Raw genomic sequence first — 13821 nt, 5'->3', positions numbered from 1 at the left:
ATCAGGACACCGCAATAAACAATGTGCGCAATTCCTGCAGCTGATCGCGCAGGCCAGCCGCCTGTTCGAACTCCAGGTTTTGCGCATGTTGCTGCATCTGCCCTTCCAGCTCGTGGATCTTTTTCTGCAACGCCTGGGGGGACAACGCCAGGTAATCGGCGTCTGCCTCAGCGGCATTGCGCTTAGCGGGCTTGGCTTTACCACGCGTTTTCACCACGTTATTGCCCAGTTCCAGAATATCGGTGATTTTCTTGTTCAGGCCCTGAGGCACGATGCCGTTTTCTTCGTTATGCCGCTGCTGCTTCTCACGGCGGCGTTCCGTTTCTTCAATCGCTCTGGCCATTGAAGGCGTGATCTTGTCGCCATACAGAATCGCTTTACCGTTAATATTACGTGCCGCACGGCCAATGGTCTGAATCAGCGAACGCTCCGAACGCAGGAAGCCCTCTTTGTCCGCATCCAGAATGGCCACCAGCGATACCTCAGGCATGTCCAGCCCTTCTCGCAACAGGTTGATCCCAACCAGTACGTCAAATTTGCCCAGACGCAGGTCACGAATGATTTCCATCCTTTCCACCGTGTCGATATCCGAGTGCAGATAGCGCACCTTTTCACCGTGCTCTTCAAGGTACTCTGTCAGATCTTCCGCCATGCGTTTAGTCAGGACGGTCACCAGGACGCGCTCGTTGATCGTAACGCGCTGGCGGATCTCAGACAGTAAATCATCAACCTGCGTCGCCACGGGGCGGACCTCAAGAATCGGATCCAGCAGGCCGGTTGGACGCACCACCTGATCGATGACCTCGTCGCCGGATTTCTCCAGCTCATATTTGCCCGGCGTTGCCGACACATAGATCGTCTGAGGGGCCAGCGCTTCAAACTCTTCGAACTTCATCGGACGGTTATCAAGCGCCGAAGGCAGTCGGAAACCGTACTCTACCAACGTCTCTTTACGTGCACGGTCGCCACGATACATGCCGCCAATTTGGGGAATCGTGACGTGGGACTCATCCACCACCAGCAGGCCATCTGCGGGGAGATAGTCAAACAGCGTAGGCGGCGCCTCTCCCGGCCCACGGCCCGACAGGTAACGCGAGTAGTTTTCGATGCCGGAGCAGTAGCCCAGCTCGCCCATCATCTCCAGATCAAACTGGGTGCGCTGAGTGATGCGCTGCTCTTCCAGCAGTTTGTTGTTTTCCAGCAGGGTTTTACGCCGGTCGGCCAGTTCAACCTTGATGTCTTCCATGGCCTGCAGAATGCGCTCACGCGGCGTAACGTAGTGCGTTTTCGGATAGATGGTAAAACGCGGTACAACCGATTCAACCTGCCCGGTGAGCGGATCAAACAGGGACAGGCGCTCGACCTCTTCGTCAAATAACTCCACCCGCAGTGCCATATCATCGGACTCTGCCGGAAAAATATCGATGACCTCGCCACGCACCCGGAAGGTGCCGCGCTGAAACGCCTGGTCGTTGCGCGTGTACTGCAGCTCTGACAAGCGACGCAGAATGCTGCGCTGGTCGATGATCATACCGCGCGTCAGGTGCAGCATCATTTTCAGATAAAGATCGGGATCGCCCAGACCGTAAATGGCCGACACTGAGGCAACGACGATAACATCACGCCGCTCCAGTAATGCTTTAGTGGCGGAAAGACGCATCTGCTCGATGTGTTCGTTAACCGAGGCGTCTTTTTCGATAAAGGTGTCAGAGCTTGGGACATAGGCTTCAGGCTGGTAGTAATCGTAATAGGAGACAAAAAACTCCACCGCGTTGTCCGGGAAAAACTCCTTCATCTCACCATACAGCTGGGCCGCCAGCGTTTTGTTCGGTGCCAGCACCATGGTGGGCCGGTTAAGATCGGCGATCACGTTAGCCACGGTAAAGGTTTTACCCGATCCGGTAACGCCTAATAGCGTCTGGTGCGCCAGGCCATCTTCCAGTCCGGCTTCAAGACGACGGATCGCCTCTGGCTGATCGCCGGAAGGCTTGAAAGCGGAGTTCAGTTTAAAATCTTTACTCATGAATGCGGTTCCTGCAGATGAAAGACGGCGGGCAGCCCATTATTTTACTCTGCTATGGCGATTTTGCCAGAAAATAATACTGGATATAATAACAGTGTTGATGCACAGTAACGGCAACCACTTTACGCTTGACTCTTTGACATTATCGCGCGCGCTAACCGGATTCTGTTGCGCAAGGTTATCCCCAAGCCCGATATTGATTTAACATTTGTCAAGCATGTGTCATAAAATTGCAGTTTGATGAATCGGCCCCAATCCGGCAGGCTTGTTTTTTGCTAAGTCACTGAATTAATGTCGTTACTTTAAAAAGCCCAGATTCTCATCATCGGGTTACCAGGCCCCGTATTTCCTCGCTTCCAACCTGTTTTCATTACCTAATACACAAGGTTATCCACAGGAATAGTGGATAACTAATGACAGCCCTTTGCACATCGGCTGTGTATAATTTTTTTCACTCTCCTTTGGGCGATAAAAAAATATTTTTTTTCGCTTATTTTCTGACGCTAACGGGTAGTGATTTAGCTATCAGCGCAATCCGTGCCTTGATCGGCGACAAGTGCGTCTCACTTTTCTTTTTTTCATTGCCCCATTAACGAGCAGGTGCACTTCCCGGCTTCATGAACCTGCACCAACGCTGTACCGCGTAAGCGTCCTGACGTGGAATTGTTAACTTTTATTTATCTTTAAACAGGGTGATTTTCACTGGTTAGCCCTGACTCCACTCGCCGTTGAGACTCTGGCCTGGTAATTGCATGCTCTCTCGTCTGAGTGTTACAGGCAGTAGCCGCGTGAAATGCGCCGCTATCTCATTAGAGCGATTTACCAGAAATGAACGGCGAAAGCATTCAGGTTAATTATCTGGAAGGAGCGCGTCAGATGCTAAGTTTACGGTCGGTGAATCAGTTTTACGGTAAAAATCATATTCTCTGGAATGTGGATCTTGATCTGCCTCCCGGCACCTGCACCGGCATACTGGGACGCCCCGGTATGGGAAAAACCACGCTGGTGAACTGCATTATGGGCAAGCTACCGATTAACAGCGGGACGATCAGCTGGCAGCAGGATGGCTCGCCGCCCGAAGACCTGCTCTCGCAGCCTTCTGAGCTGCGGGCCCGACAGGGGATCGGGTTTGTTCCACAGGGGCGCCACATTTTTACTCAGATGAGCGTTGAGGATAATTTACTGATTGCCTTACTGGCAGGCGCACAGGCGAATGACGGTTATCGGGCGATCCCGGAAATGATCTTTGATCTGTTACCCGCGCTCTATTCGCTGCGTCAGCAGCGCAGCGGCGACCTGCCGGTCTATCAGCAGCAGCAGTTGGCTCTGGCCCGTGCGCTGGTGCTGCAGCCCCGCCTGTTGATTCTGGATGAGCCCGCCGACGGCATGGCACCCTGGCTGGAAGAAGAGATGGGGAATCTGATTCGTCGCCTTAATCGTGACTACGGCCTGACGATTCTGCTGCTTGAACAGCGCGTCTCGCTGATTCGCCGCGTGGCTGACAACTTTCTCCTGCTGCATCGCGGGCGCAATGTGGCACAGGGCAACGTCGCCCAGCTGGATGACGCGACCCTGGAGAAGTGGTTAACGGTGGCCTGATCGATCCGGCAGCGTCAGATAATGTCCACAGTTTGCCTGCTGGTCTTCCTGGGTTAGCCAGGGGATCACGCCCAGGCAAGGTGCAGGAAGCCGCTGCGTTAAGGCCGCCAGGTAGGCCTGATAACGCTGGCCGGGTGGCTGTACCGTATTGGCGATCCAGCCCGCCAGGTGCAGGCCGCGTGCGCGAATCGCATCGGCAGTCAGCATGGCATGATTGATACATCCCAGCTTGACGCCCACTACCAAAATGACCGGTAGCTGCTCCTCCTCAACCCAGTCTGCATAGGTTTGCGTCTCAGAAAGCGGCGTGTACCAGCCGCCCGCACCTTCCACCAAAATCCATTCTGCCAGCGGCTCAAGTTCCCGCAGCCCCGCCGACAGCGTGGCAAACTCAATCGGTCTGCCCTCATCCGCGCTGGCGATATGAGGTGAAGTCGGCTCCATAAACGCCAGTGGATTGACCTGTTCGTAGCGCAGCGGGACGTTGCTGTAACGCTGTAAGGTCAGCGCATCACTGTTGCGCACGCCTGCTGCGGTGAGCTCGCAGCCTGAGGCCACAGGTTTATAGCCCGCACTGCGGTAGCCTGCGGCGGTGGCAGCCTGCAGCAGCGCCGCACTGGCAACCGTTTTACCGACTTCGGTGTCGGTGCCGGTAACAAACCAGCGATTCAACATTGTGTCACTCCAAACATAAGATGGTAACTGAGGCGGAAACCCTGCTCATCCCGCGGCCAGTGGGCTTCGAGCTGAGCAAGACGCTGGCGCGTTAACACGCAGCCAGACCGTCCGGTATGCAGATGCGTTGCCCCGATGCCCTTCAGGGAGCGCATTGCACTCAGCGCATCGGGAAAATGCAGGGTAAGGGTTTGCGCATGGCAGCGCAGACGCTGTGTTTCACAGGCGGCAGCAATCTCCTGCGCAGGCAAAAAGCGGTTCGCATGGAGACGGCCATCCACCTGTGACCAGGCCTGATGCACTTCGTGCAGAGAGCCCGCGCTCAGGGTGGAAAACAGCAGGCAGCCGCCAGGCCTGAGTACCCGGTTAAACTGCATCAGCGCCGCCTGAAGATTCTCGCTCCACTGCACCACCAGATTGCTCCATACGAGGTCAACAGACTGGTCTGCCAGTGGCAGAGCATCAATATCGCCAGCCAGATAGTGATGCGCGGCCCCGTTTTGCCGGGCCTGTTGCAGCATCTGCGGGGAAAGATCCAGCGCCGTGACCTCTTTACCCCGATCGCGCCATATCCGGCTGTACCAGCCGGTTCCGCATCCGGCATCCAGCAGTTGCAAACCGCTGTGCGCTGGCACCTGCGCCAGTAGCGCGTCCCCGCTCAGCCGCTGGAGTTCAGCATAGTGATCATACTGAGATGCGGCGCGGCCAAATGCCCGTGCAACCGCGCCTTTATCAACCTGCAGCGTCATACAGCGCCTCCAGCAGGGCATCAATATCCTCTGGATCATGGACGGCGGTAAGCGTGATGCGCAGACGGGCCGTGCCCGGCGGCACGGTCGGCGGACGGATCGCACTGACCCAGCAGCCCGCCCTGGCCAGGCGCGCAGACAGCGCCAGCGCCTCGCCGTTATCCCCGACGATTAATGGCTGAATGGCGCTGGACGACGTCAAAAGTTGCCAGGGCAACGAGGCCGCGCCGTGCCGGAAATGGGCGATATTACGCGCGAGACGTTGACGGCGGTCATCACCCGCCTGCACCTGTTTCAGCGACGCTAACAGCGCACTGGCCTGGGCTGGCGGCATCGCCGTGGAGTAAATCAGATGACGGGAAAATTGCACAAAGTAATCGGCGGTCGCCTCATCACACAACAGCGCGGCCCCGCTTACGCCAAAGGCTTTGCCAAAGGTCACCACCAGCAGGTCGGGTTTCATGCCCTGTGCCCAACAGCTGCCACGTCCCTGCTCGCCCGTCACCCCTATGCCGTGCGCATCATCGACCAGCAAACAGGCACCGGCATGTTTCGCCCGGTCGGCGATCGCCTGAAGGGGCGCGCTGTCGCCGTCCATACTGAAAACCCCTTCGGTTACCACCAGCGTTTGCCCTTCGCAGGGCGCATCGAGGCGCTTAGCCAGACTGAGAGGATCGTTATGGGTAAAGCGGCGCAGCTGAGCAGGGCTTTGGCTGGCGGCCTCCAGCAGCGAAGCATGCGTCAGTTTGTCGGCCAGAATGCGGTCATTTTTCTCTGCCAGCAGGTGAATCACCGCCTGATTCGCTGCAAAGCCGGAAATAAACAGCAGCGCGCGCGAATAGCCCAGCCAGTCTGCCAGCTGTGCTTCCAGCTCGGCATGTAAACGATGAAAACCGGTTACATGGCCCGATGCACCCGCACCGGCACCGGCCTCGTCCACGCCTTGTTGCCAGCCCGCCATGACGGCGGGATGCTGGCTCAGCCCAAGATAATCGTTACTGGAGAAATGGCGAAAGGTCTGACCGGCATGGCGGATCAGGCGCGTCTGATTCTCTTCAATCACGCGCCGTTCGCGCCAGCCATCTTCAGCACGGCGCTGTATCAGCGCCTGCTGGATGCGTTGCTGCCAGCTCATTACAGCGCCGCGTTATAGAATGTTTCTGTATCGGCATGAAGCAGTTGCTCACTTAACTGCTGCTGCTGGGCATTGTCGCCGTTTGCGGTCTGCGTATGCTCAGGATTCAGCCCCAGCTTACGGAACAGCAGCATATCTTTGTCTTCTTCCGGGTTCGGCGTCGTCAGCAGCTTGCAACCGTAAAAAATGGAGTTTGCCCCGGCCATAAAGCACATCGCCTGGGTTTGCTCGTTCATCTGCTCACGGCCTGCGGACAGGCGAACATGCGAGGTGGGCATCATGATGCGCGCCACGGCGATGGTGCGGATAAAGTCGAACGGTTCAACGTCATCATTGTCTGCCAGCGGCGTGCCTTTCACCTTCACCAGCATGTTGATGGGCACACTTTCAGGCGGCGTCGGCAGGTTAGCCAGCTGTACCAGCAGTCCGGCACGGTCGTTTACGGTTTCACCCAGGCCCACAATCCCGCCCGAACAGACCTTGATGCCGGCGTCACGCACTTTCCCCAGCGTATCCAGTCGTTCCTGATAGCTGCGCGTGGTGATGATATTGCCGTAAAACTCCGGTGAGGTGTCCAGATTGTGGTTGTAGAAATCCAGTCCGGCACTGCCTAAACGCTGCGCCTGACTGTCGCTCAACGTGCCAAGCGTCATGCAGGTTTCCATGCCCATCGCTTTGACGCCTTCGACCATTTTTTCCAGGTAGGGCATATCGCGATCGCTGGGGTTTTTCCATGCCGCCCCCATGCAGAAGCGGCTGGAGCCTGCGGCTTTGGCTTTTTGCGCGGAACGCAGTACCTCGTCCACTTCCATCAGTCGCTCAGATTCCAGGCCCGTCTTGTAGCGGGCGCTTTGCGGGCAATATTTGCAGTCTTCCGGGCAGGCACCGGTTTTAATCGACAGCAGTGTGCTGACCTGCACCTGACGTGGATCGAAGTGCTGGCGGTGCACCTGTTGCGCTTCAAACATCAGTTCAAGAAATGGCCGATCAAACAGCGCCTGGGCCTGAGCCAGAGTCCAACGTTGTGACATTACTTACTCCAAAAAAGGTGTCATCCCGACAGTTAACGTGGTTATACTTGTAAACTAAATCTTTTTATTTTGGTTTACAACTCCGATGTTTACTTCTCAGGACGCTGAATTTGATCGCCAGCATATCTGGCATCCCTACACCTCAATGCAGCAGCCGCTGCCCTGCTATCCGGTTGTTGCGGCACAGGATTATCATCTGCAGCTGGCAGATGGTCGTACCCTGGTGGACGGAATGTCGTCCTGGTGGGCGGCGATACATGGCTATAACCATCCGCGCCTGAATCGCGCCCTGCAACAGCAGATGGGGCAGATGTCCCACGTGATGTTTGGCGGCATTACCCATCCTGCCGCGGTGGCGTTGTGTCGTCAGTTGGTCTCAATGACGCCAGACGCGCTGGAATGTGTATTTCTGGCCGATTCCGGCTCGGTCGCCGTTGAAGTCGCGATGAAAATGGCGCTGCAATACTGGCTTGGGCGAGGCGAGACGCGTCAGCAATTTTTGACGCTCAAACGCGGTTATCACGGCGATACCTTTGCCGCGATGTCGGTATGCGATCCGGATAATTCCATGCACAGCCTGTGGCGCGGCTACCTGCCGGAACACCATTTCGCCGCGGCGCCGCAGTGCGGTTTTGATGACGAGTGGGATGCGCGTGATGCAGAGGATTTTATCCGGCTGATCCAGCAGCATCGGGGGCAGCTGGCCGCGGTGATTCTGGAACCCATCGTTCAGGGTGCCGGGGGAATGCGTTTTTACCATCCGCGCTATTTGCAGTGTGTACGTGAAGCCTGTGATCGCGACGGCATTCTGCTGATCGCCGATGAGATCGCAACCGGCTTTGGCCGCACCGGTACGCTGTTCGCCTGCGAACATGCGGCGATTTCACCGGACATTATGTGCCTAGGCAAGGCCCTGACCGGCGGCACGATGAGCCTCGCCGCTACCCTCACCACCCGTGACGTGGCCGATACCATCAGCCTCAGTCCGGCGGGCTGCTTTATGCACGGCCCCACCTTTATGGGCAATCCGCTGGCGTGCGCGGTGGCGTCAGAAAGCCTGGCAATGGTGCAGGAAGGTGACTGGCGTCAGCAGGTTGCGGCGATCGAGCGTCAGCTGCGTGGCGCGCTGCTGCCCCTGCGTCACGCGCCCGCGGTGGCTGACGTGCGCGTGCTGGGAGCCATTGGCGTGGTGGAAACGCATCAACCAGTCAATATGGCGGCGCTGCAACAGTTCTTTGTCAGTCAGGGCGTCTGGATTCGCCCTTTTGGCCGCCTGATTTATCTGATGCCGCCTTATATCATCTCCCCTGAGGCGCTGGATAAGCTGGTCAATGCGATTGGGGCGGCGCTGGAGCAGCCCGCTCACTTTCTTTCTTAATGTTGCAACGGCTGGACGTAAACCGGCTTTTGGTTAAGATGAAAAGGCAGTGACCATTAACGCAAGGAGATGTAATGCGAGTTTACAGCCAGGATTTACACGACGGCGACAAGATGCCGGAGAAACACGTTTTTAACGGAATGGGTTATCAGGGCGATAATCTTTCCCCTCACCTTGCCTGGGAAGATGCGCCAGAAGGCACCAAAAGTTTTGTTATCACCTGCTTCGATCCGGATGCGCCTACCGGCTCAGGCTGGTGGCACTGGGTGGTGGCGAATATTCCTGCCGAGACCACATCGCTGCCGCAGGGTGCCGGTTCGGGTAAAGCCGCACTGCCCGCCGGGGCGCTACAAACACGCACGGATTTCGGTCAGGCCGGATACGGCGGCGCAGCACCGCCTGCCGGTGAAACCCATCGTTATATTTTCAGCGTTCATGCGCTGGATGTGGACAAAATCGACGTCGATGAGGGTGCCAGCGGCGCCATGGTCGGGTTTAACGTGCATTTTCACGTGCTAGCCAGCGCATCGCTGACCGTTCATTACGTCTGATCGCCGCATAAAAATGCCGCTTCCGGCCTGTCGAACGATTCCGGAAGCGGCAATTTGCAGGTTATCCTGCCAGCTGATGTACCACTACCCACATCGGACCCTGTCCAACGGCGTAACGGCCTACCGGCTTCAGTAATCCCTGTGGCTGAGTGATATTGTAGACTTCAATGTGGTGTGACTTCTGCCCCGCCGCCACCAGGAACTGGCCCGCGTGATCGATATTGAATCCGCGCGGCTGCGTTTCGGTCGGCTGAAACCCTTCGACTGTCAGCACGGCACCGTCTTCGCTGACGCTAAATACCGTTAAGGTGCTGCTGGTGCGATCGCAGGCGTACAGGAAACGTCCGTCTGGCGTCAGATGAATATCGGCAGCCCAGCGGGTACCGGTAAAATCAGGCGGCATCATATCCAGCGTCTGTACCGACTCGACCTTGCCCTGCGCATTGTTCAGCGCCCAGACCTCGACCGTGCTGTTCAGCTCATTGACGCTGTAGGCGTACTGTCCGTTGGCATGAAACGCCATGTGGCGAGGCCCGGCGCCTTCCGCCGTGGTAACCTGCTCCTGTGAATGCGGGGTTAACTGACCGTCTGCGCCAAGGGTAAACAGGCAAATGCGATCCTGCTTCAGGGCAGGCACGTACAGCGTCCGATCGGCATTGTCGATATTGGCGGAGTGGCATCCCGCCAGGCCGTTAATGACCTGGCTCGGTGCCTGTGGCACGCCGTCATCCCCTATTGGGCTGATACTGACGCACGCATCGTTGTAAGAGCCGCAAAACAGGAAACGGCCGGCATGATCGGTGGAAATATGGGTCGGGCTGCCCGGCAGAGGCGCCTGTCCGGCTTCGGTCAAGGTGCCGTCTGAGGCGATGCGAAACGCCAGTACACGGAAGTCGGGGCGCACGCCTACATACAAGAAATCTTTTTTTGGACTCACCACCATAGGCTGAACCTGACCGGCGACGTCCGTAACCTGCAGGAGCGTCAAGGTGCCATCTTCATTCAACTGCCAGACATGGATTTGTTGACTCTCGGGACTGGCGGTGTAGACAACCTGCTTCATGTATTCTCCTTTTTCGCTGACTCATGTTGTTCTGAGGGTCACTGTAGCGCGTTTTTTTCTGTCTCGCTGGAATGATTTGTGCCCTGATTTTTGTTTCTGTGCCACGGTCAGGTGTAGACTTACTGTTCTGCTAACCCATCCCGATGAGAGGATTAATGAGCTATCGTGTAATCGCCCTCGACCTTGACGGCACGCTGTTAACCCCGACGAAAACCATTCTGCCCCAATCCGTGGAAGCGATTACTCAAGCGCGTCAGGCTGGCGTCAAGGTGATTATCGTGACCGGCCGTCATCACTGCGCTATCCATCCTTTCTACCAGACGTTAGCCCTGGATACGCCTGCAATCTGCTGTAATGGTACCTATTTATATGACTATCCGGCCAAAAAAGTGCTGGCCGCTGACCCGCTGGACGTCGGCAGCGCGGTGCGCGTCATTGAGATGCTGGACGAACATCAGATTCACGGCCTGCTGTATGTAGACGATGCAATGCTGTATCAAACGCCAACCGGCCATGTGATTCGCACACTGAAGTGGAGTGAGTCGCTTCCGCCGCACCAGCGTCCTGTGTTTAAGCAGGTGGACAGCCTGGCGCAGGCGGCCAGAGAGGCCGGGTCGATCTGGAAGTTTGCCCTGTCTCATGAGAACACCACCGAACTGCAGCAGTTTGCGCAGCGCGCGGAAACCGAACTCGGGCTGGCCTGTGAATGGTCATGGCACGATCAGGTCGATGTAGCCCGCGGCGGCAACAGCAAAGGCAAGCGCCTGGCGCAGTGGGTAGAATCCGTGGGGCTGAGCCTGCAGGACGTCATTGCCTTTGGTGACAACTATAACGACCTGAGCATGCTGGAAACGGTGGGGCTGGGCGTGGCAATGGGGAATGCGGATGACGTGATTAAATCCCGGGCAAAAATGGTCACTGGCACCAACCTGGAAACCAGTATCGCCGACACGCTTTACCAGTACGTCCTGTAATCCTGCCCAACCCGGCAAGGCACGCCTGCCGGGTTCAGGCCGTCACCGACACGCTTTTAATCTGGGCATACAGCCACTGTGACGGCCGGATATTGAGCTCGTCGCGCGCCCAGGGCGAGATGCGCGCCCACAGTTCGCTTACGCCAATGCGCAACCTGACCTCAACCTGATCGCCCACCTCAATGAGTTCGACGACCTGCGCAGGCAGGATATTGCGGATAGAGCTGTGCTGAGCCGGTTGCAGCGTCAGGGAGACGTCCGCCGAGGCAATACGGATCCGCAATGCCGATTTAACGGGCAAATTCACCCGACTGACCCAAATATGTTGATCGCCCAGAGACAGCGCCGACATAGGATAATCAGGATGGTGCTCCAGCACCTGCACACGCAGCACGCTGGTCAGATCGCTGGCGGGCAGCCATGGCCGCATTGCGCTGCTGCTCCAGACGCGCTCCAGCGGGCCAAAGGCTTTAACCTTACCCTGATCCAGCACCAGCACGTTATCCGCCAGTTGCAGAATCTCCTCCAGGCTATGGGAGACGTACAACACGGGAATATCAACCTGCTTCGCCAGCTTCTGCAGATAAGGCATCAGCTCACGCTTGCGCGGTAAATCCAGCGACGCCAGCGGCTCATCCATTAACAGAATATCGGGTGCACTGAGCAGGGCGCGGCCAATAGCAACACGCTGCTTTTCTCCGCCCGACAGCGACAGCGGAAAACGATCCAGCAGCGGCTCAAGGCCCAGTAATGCCACCAGCGAATCTAACTGGCCCTTCATGCTGGCCGAGAGGCCGTAACGTAAATTCCCCCGAACCCGGTAGTGCGGAAACAGCCTTGCGTCCTGGAAAACGTAGCCGATGCGGCGCTTTTCCGGCGGCAAGGCGATCTGCTGATCGGCATCAAACAGTATTCGCTCATTCAGCTGAATCCGTCCGCGCTGAGGTTGGGTTAAGCCGCCAATGGCGTTAATCAGTGAGGTTTTGCCCGCGCCCGACACGCCGAATATCGCGGTGATACCGCTGGCGGGGATCGTCACATCAACCTCAAGCTGATGCTCGCCCAGGCGTTGAGCCATGTTCAGCGTCAGCATGAAGCCCCCATCCGTTTACGCCCCCACTGCGCCAGCCATTCAGATGCCAGTAAGGAAGCCAGTGCCAGAACGATCGCGATAACGCACAGACGTGCGGCGGCCCCTTCCGCCCCGGGCGTTTCAATCAACGTATACATCGCCAGAGGAATGGTGCGGGTTTCGCCGGGAATGTTGGAAACGAAGGTAATAGTGGCACCGAACTCGCCAAGGGAACGGGCAAAAGCCAGTACGGTGCCGACAATAATACCGGGCAGCGTTAACGGCAGCGTAATGGTAAAAAAGACCCGCCAGCGTCCGGCACCTAAGGTGCGCGCAGCCTGCTCCAGCCGGCTATCCACCGCCTCCAGCGCCAGACGAATGGCCCGCACCATCAGGGGAAAGGCAATCACCGCCGAGGCCAGCGCCGCGCCGCGCCAGCTAAAGGCGAAGCTGAAGCCAAACCATTCATACAGTTTTTCACCGATCATACCGCGCCGGCCCAAGCCAATCAGCAACAGGTAACCCACCACCACCGGCGGCAGTACCAGAGGCAAGTGGATCACACTGTCGAGGATGGCTTTACCGGGGAAACGGCAACGTACCAGCACCCATGCCATCAGGATACCGAATGGCAGACTGCACAGTACGGCAATGCCTGACACCTGCAGGCTGAGCAGGACCGCCTGCCATTCAACATCACTGAGTATCATTTTTTAGGCGAGAATCCGTATTGTTTGAACACTGCGGCCGCTTCAGGCCCTTTCAGGTAGTTATAGAAAGCCTTAACGGCAGCGTTGTCGCGATCGTTAACGATTGCGACAGGATATTCGACCGGCTTGTGGCTGTCTTCCGGAAAGGTGCCCACCACCTGAACTTTTTTACTGGCTACAGCATCTGAGCCGTACACAATGCCATAAGGCGTTTCATTACGTTCCACCAGCGCCAGGGCGGCGCGCACATTACTGGCACGCGCCAGCGCCGGGGAAACAGAAGACCAGGCACCCAGCTTTTGCAGCGCTTCTTTAGCATAGATGCCCGCCGGCACATGATCGGGATCGCCCACGGCCAGACGTTCGCCCTTCAACAGGCTTTTCCAGTTGGTTTGATCGTTGATCGTCACCGGTTTGGCGCTGTCGCTGCGCGGTGCAATCAGCACCAGGTCATTGCCCAACAACGTATAGCGGGTGCTGTCGATCATGCTTTTTTTAGCAACGGCATCGTCCATCCACTGTTGATCGGCTGAGATAAACAGATCGGCAGGTGCGCCCTGCTCAATCTGACGCGCCAGTACCGAGGACGACGCAAAGGATGAGACAACGTCAGTGCCGTGCGTTTTTTTGTACTGTGCTGCAATCTCTTCCAGCGCGTTAGTGAGTGACGCCGCCGCAAACACGGTGACCTTATCGGCCGCCAGCGCCTGGCCTGCCAGTGAAACGCTCATTACCAGCGCAATGCTCAGACGACGAAAGGGTAAACGCATGATTTTTCTCCAGTGATCGTTATATATTGAATAATACAACGCATTATCTGACAGCGGCGTCAAATTAGCAAAAAAGCAAAAAGAGGCGTTC

General features: G+C 57.1%; 13 protein-coding genes. 4 read left to right on the top strand and 9 right to left on the bottom strand.

Going from position 1 to position 13821, the window contains the following annotated elements:
• Position 1: 1 nt before the first annotated feature.
• Positions 2-2023, bottom strand: coding sequence for an excinuclease ABC subunit UvrB (gene uvrB, locus ACPXSQ_RS02095; protein WP_013025107.1), 2022 nt, complete (start codon positions 2021-2023; stop codon positions 2-4).
• Positions 2024-2899: 876 nt separating this feature from the next.
• Between uvrB and ACPXSQ_RS02090 the strand changes: the two genes are divergently transcribed.
• Positions 2900-3622: an ABC transporter ATP-binding protein gene (locus ACPXSQ_RS02090; protein ID WP_024470896.1), complete on the top strand. Its 723-nt coding sequence runs from the start codon at positions 2900-2902 to the stop codon at positions 3620-3622.
• On the opposite strand, the gene bioD is transcribed toward ACPXSQ_RS02090, so the two are convergent.
• From bioD to bioB, 4 genes are read right to left on the bottom strand one after another with little or no spacing between them, the layout of a single operon-like run.
• A complete protein-coding gene (gene bioD, locus ACPXSQ_RS02085) occupies positions 3608-4297 on the bottom strand; it encodes a dethiobiotin synthase (RefSeq protein ID WP_014593221.1) in 690 nt (229 codons plus the stop codon). The two genes, ACPXSQ_RS02090 and bioD, sit on opposite strands and share 15 nt — an antisense overlap.
• Positions 4291-5046, bottom strand: coding sequence for a malonyl-ACP O-methyltransferase BioC (gene bioC / locus ACPXSQ_RS02080; protein WP_014606273.1), 756 nt, complete (start codon positions 5044-5046; stop codon positions 4291-4293). The genes bioD and bioC overlap by 7 nt, the downstream gene beginning before the upstream one ends.
• Positions 5030-6181, bottom strand: coding sequence for an 8-amino-7-oxononanoate synthase (bioF, locus tag ACPXSQ_RS02075; RefSeq protein WP_105087690.1), 1152 nt, complete (start codon positions 6179-6181; stop codon positions 5030-5032). The genes bioC and bioF overlap by 17 nt, the downstream gene beginning before the upstream one ends.
• A complete protein-coding gene (gene bioB / locus ACPXSQ_RS02070) occupies positions 6181-7212 on the bottom strand; it encodes a biotin synthase BioB (protein WP_013025102.1) in 1032 nt (343 codons plus the stop codon). The genes bioF and bioB overlap by 1 nt, the downstream gene beginning before the upstream one ends.
• An 85-nt stretch (positions 7213-7297) precedes the next feature.
• Here bioB and bioA point away from each other — a divergent pair, with 85 nt between their 5' ends.
• Together bioA and ACPXSQ_RS02060 are read left to right on the top strand one after the other, a co-directional pair.
• A complete protein-coding gene (gene bioA / locus ACPXSQ_RS02065) occupies positions 7298-8590 on the top strand; it encodes an adenosylmethionine--8-amino-7-oxononanoate transaminase (RefSeq protein WP_064373429.1) in 1293 nt (430 codons plus the stop codon).
• Between the two features lie 74 nt (positions 8591-8664).
• Complete coding sequence (locus ACPXSQ_RS02060) at positions 8665-9141, top strand: kinase inhibitor (protein WP_013025100.1); 477 nt, start codon at positions 8665-8667, stop codon at positions 9139-9141.
• A gap of 61 nt (positions 9142-9202) precedes the next feature.
• Here ACPXSQ_RS02060 and pgl read toward each other — a convergent pair whose 3' ends face one another.
• Positions 9203-10204, bottom strand: a complete 1002-nt coding sequence (pgl, locus tag ACPXSQ_RS02055) for a 6-phosphogluconolactonase (RefSeq protein WP_013025099.1) — start codon at positions 10202-10204, stop codon at positions 9203-9205.
• A 155-nt stretch (positions 10205-10359) separates the two neighbouring features.
• On the opposite strand from pgl, the gene ACPXSQ_RS02050 reads away from it, so the two are divergent.
• Positions 10360-11178, top strand: coding sequence for a pyridoxal phosphatase (locus ACPXSQ_RS02050; RefSeq protein ID WP_014606276.1), 819 nt, complete (start codon positions 10360-10362; stop codon positions 11176-11178).
• 34 nt (positions 11179-11212) lie between these two features.
• Here ACPXSQ_RS02050 and modC read toward each other — a convergent pair whose 3' ends face one another.
• Genes modC through modA form a run of 3 tightly spaced genes read right to left on the bottom strand, consistent with a single transcriptional unit; the run spans position 11213 to position 13730 of the window.
• Complete coding sequence (modC, locus tag ACPXSQ_RS02045; protein ID WP_105082354.1) at positions 11213-12271, bottom strand: molybdenum ABC transporter ATP-binding protein ModC; 1059 nt, start codon at positions 12269-12271, stop codon at positions 11213-11215.
• The gene (modB, locus tag ACPXSQ_RS02040; protein ID WP_013025096.1) at positions 12265-12960 is read right to left on the bottom strand and encodes a molybdate ABC transporter permease subunit; all 696 of its coding nucleotides are present in this window, start codon (positions 12958-12960) and stop codon (positions 12265-12267) included. The genes modC and modB overlap by 7 nt, the downstream gene beginning before the upstream one ends.
• Entirely contained in the window at positions 12957-13730 is a 774-nt protein-coding gene (gene modA, locus ACPXSQ_RS02035) for a molybdate ABC transporter substrate-binding protein (RefSeq protein ID WP_028714954.1), read from the bottom strand. The genes modB and modA overlap by 4 nt, the downstream gene beginning before the upstream one ends.
• Positions 13731-13821: the final 91 nt, after the last annotated feature.

Origin of the sequence: Pantoea sp. EEL5, assembly GCF_049892805.1 — a bacterium.
GTDB classification, from domain to species: Bacteria; Pseudomonadota; Gammaproteobacteria; order Enterobacterales; family Enterobacteriaceae; genus Pantoea; species Pantoea ananatis.
This window is presented reverse-complemented; position numbering and strand designations above follow the sequence as displayed.

Bases quoted from the DNA above. Each gene is read 5' to 3' on its own strand.
- uvrB (WP_013025107.1), bottom strand. From the start codon at position 2,023: ATGAGTAAAGATTTTAAACTGAACTCCGCTTTCAAGCCTTCCGGCGAT.
- ACPXSQ_RS02090 (WP_024470896.1), top strand. From the start codon at position 2,900: ATGCTAAGTTTACGGTCGGTGAATCAGTTTTACGGTAAAAATCATATT.
- bioD (WP_014593221.1), bottom strand. From the start codon at position 4,297: ATGTTGAATCGCTGGTTTGTTACCGGCACCGACACCGAAGTCGGTAAA.
- bioC (WP_014606273.1), bottom strand. From the start codon at position 5,046: ATGACGCTGCAGGTTGATAAAGGCGCGGTTGCACGGGCATTTGGCCGC.
- bioF (WP_105087690.1), bottom strand. From the start codon at position 6,181: ATGAGCTGGCAGCAACGCATCCAGCAGGCGCTGATACAGCGCCGTGCT.
- bioB (WP_013025102.1), bottom strand. From the start codon at position 7,212: ATGTCACAACGTTGGACTCTGGCTCAGGCCCAGGCGCTGTTTGATCGG.
- bioA (WP_064373429.1), top strand. From the start codon at position 7,298: ATGTTTACTTCTCAGGACGCTGAATTTGATCGCCAGCATATCTGGCAT.
- ACPXSQ_RS02060 (WP_013025100.1), top strand. From the start codon at position 8,665: ATGCGAGTTTACAGCCAGGATTTACACGACGGCGACAAGATGCCGGAG.
- pgl (WP_013025099.1), bottom strand. From the start codon at position 10,204: ATGAAGCAGGTTGTCTACACCGCCAGTCCCGAGAGTCAACAAATCCAT.
- ACPXSQ_RS02050 (WP_014606276.1), top strand. From the start codon at position 10,360: ATGAGCTATCGTGTAATCGCCCTCGACCTTGACGGCACGCTGTTAACC.
- modC (WP_105082354.1), bottom strand. From the start codon at position 12,271: ATGCTGACGCTGAACATGGCTCAACGCCTGGGCGAGCATCAGCTTGAG.
- modB (WP_013025096.1), bottom strand. From the start codon at position 12,960: ATGATACTCAGTGATGTTGAATGGCAGGCGGTCCTGCTCAGCCTGCAG.
- modA (WP_028714954.1), bottom strand. From the start codon at position 13,730: ATGCGTTTACCCTTTCGTCGTCTGAGCATTGCGCTGGTAATGAGCGTT.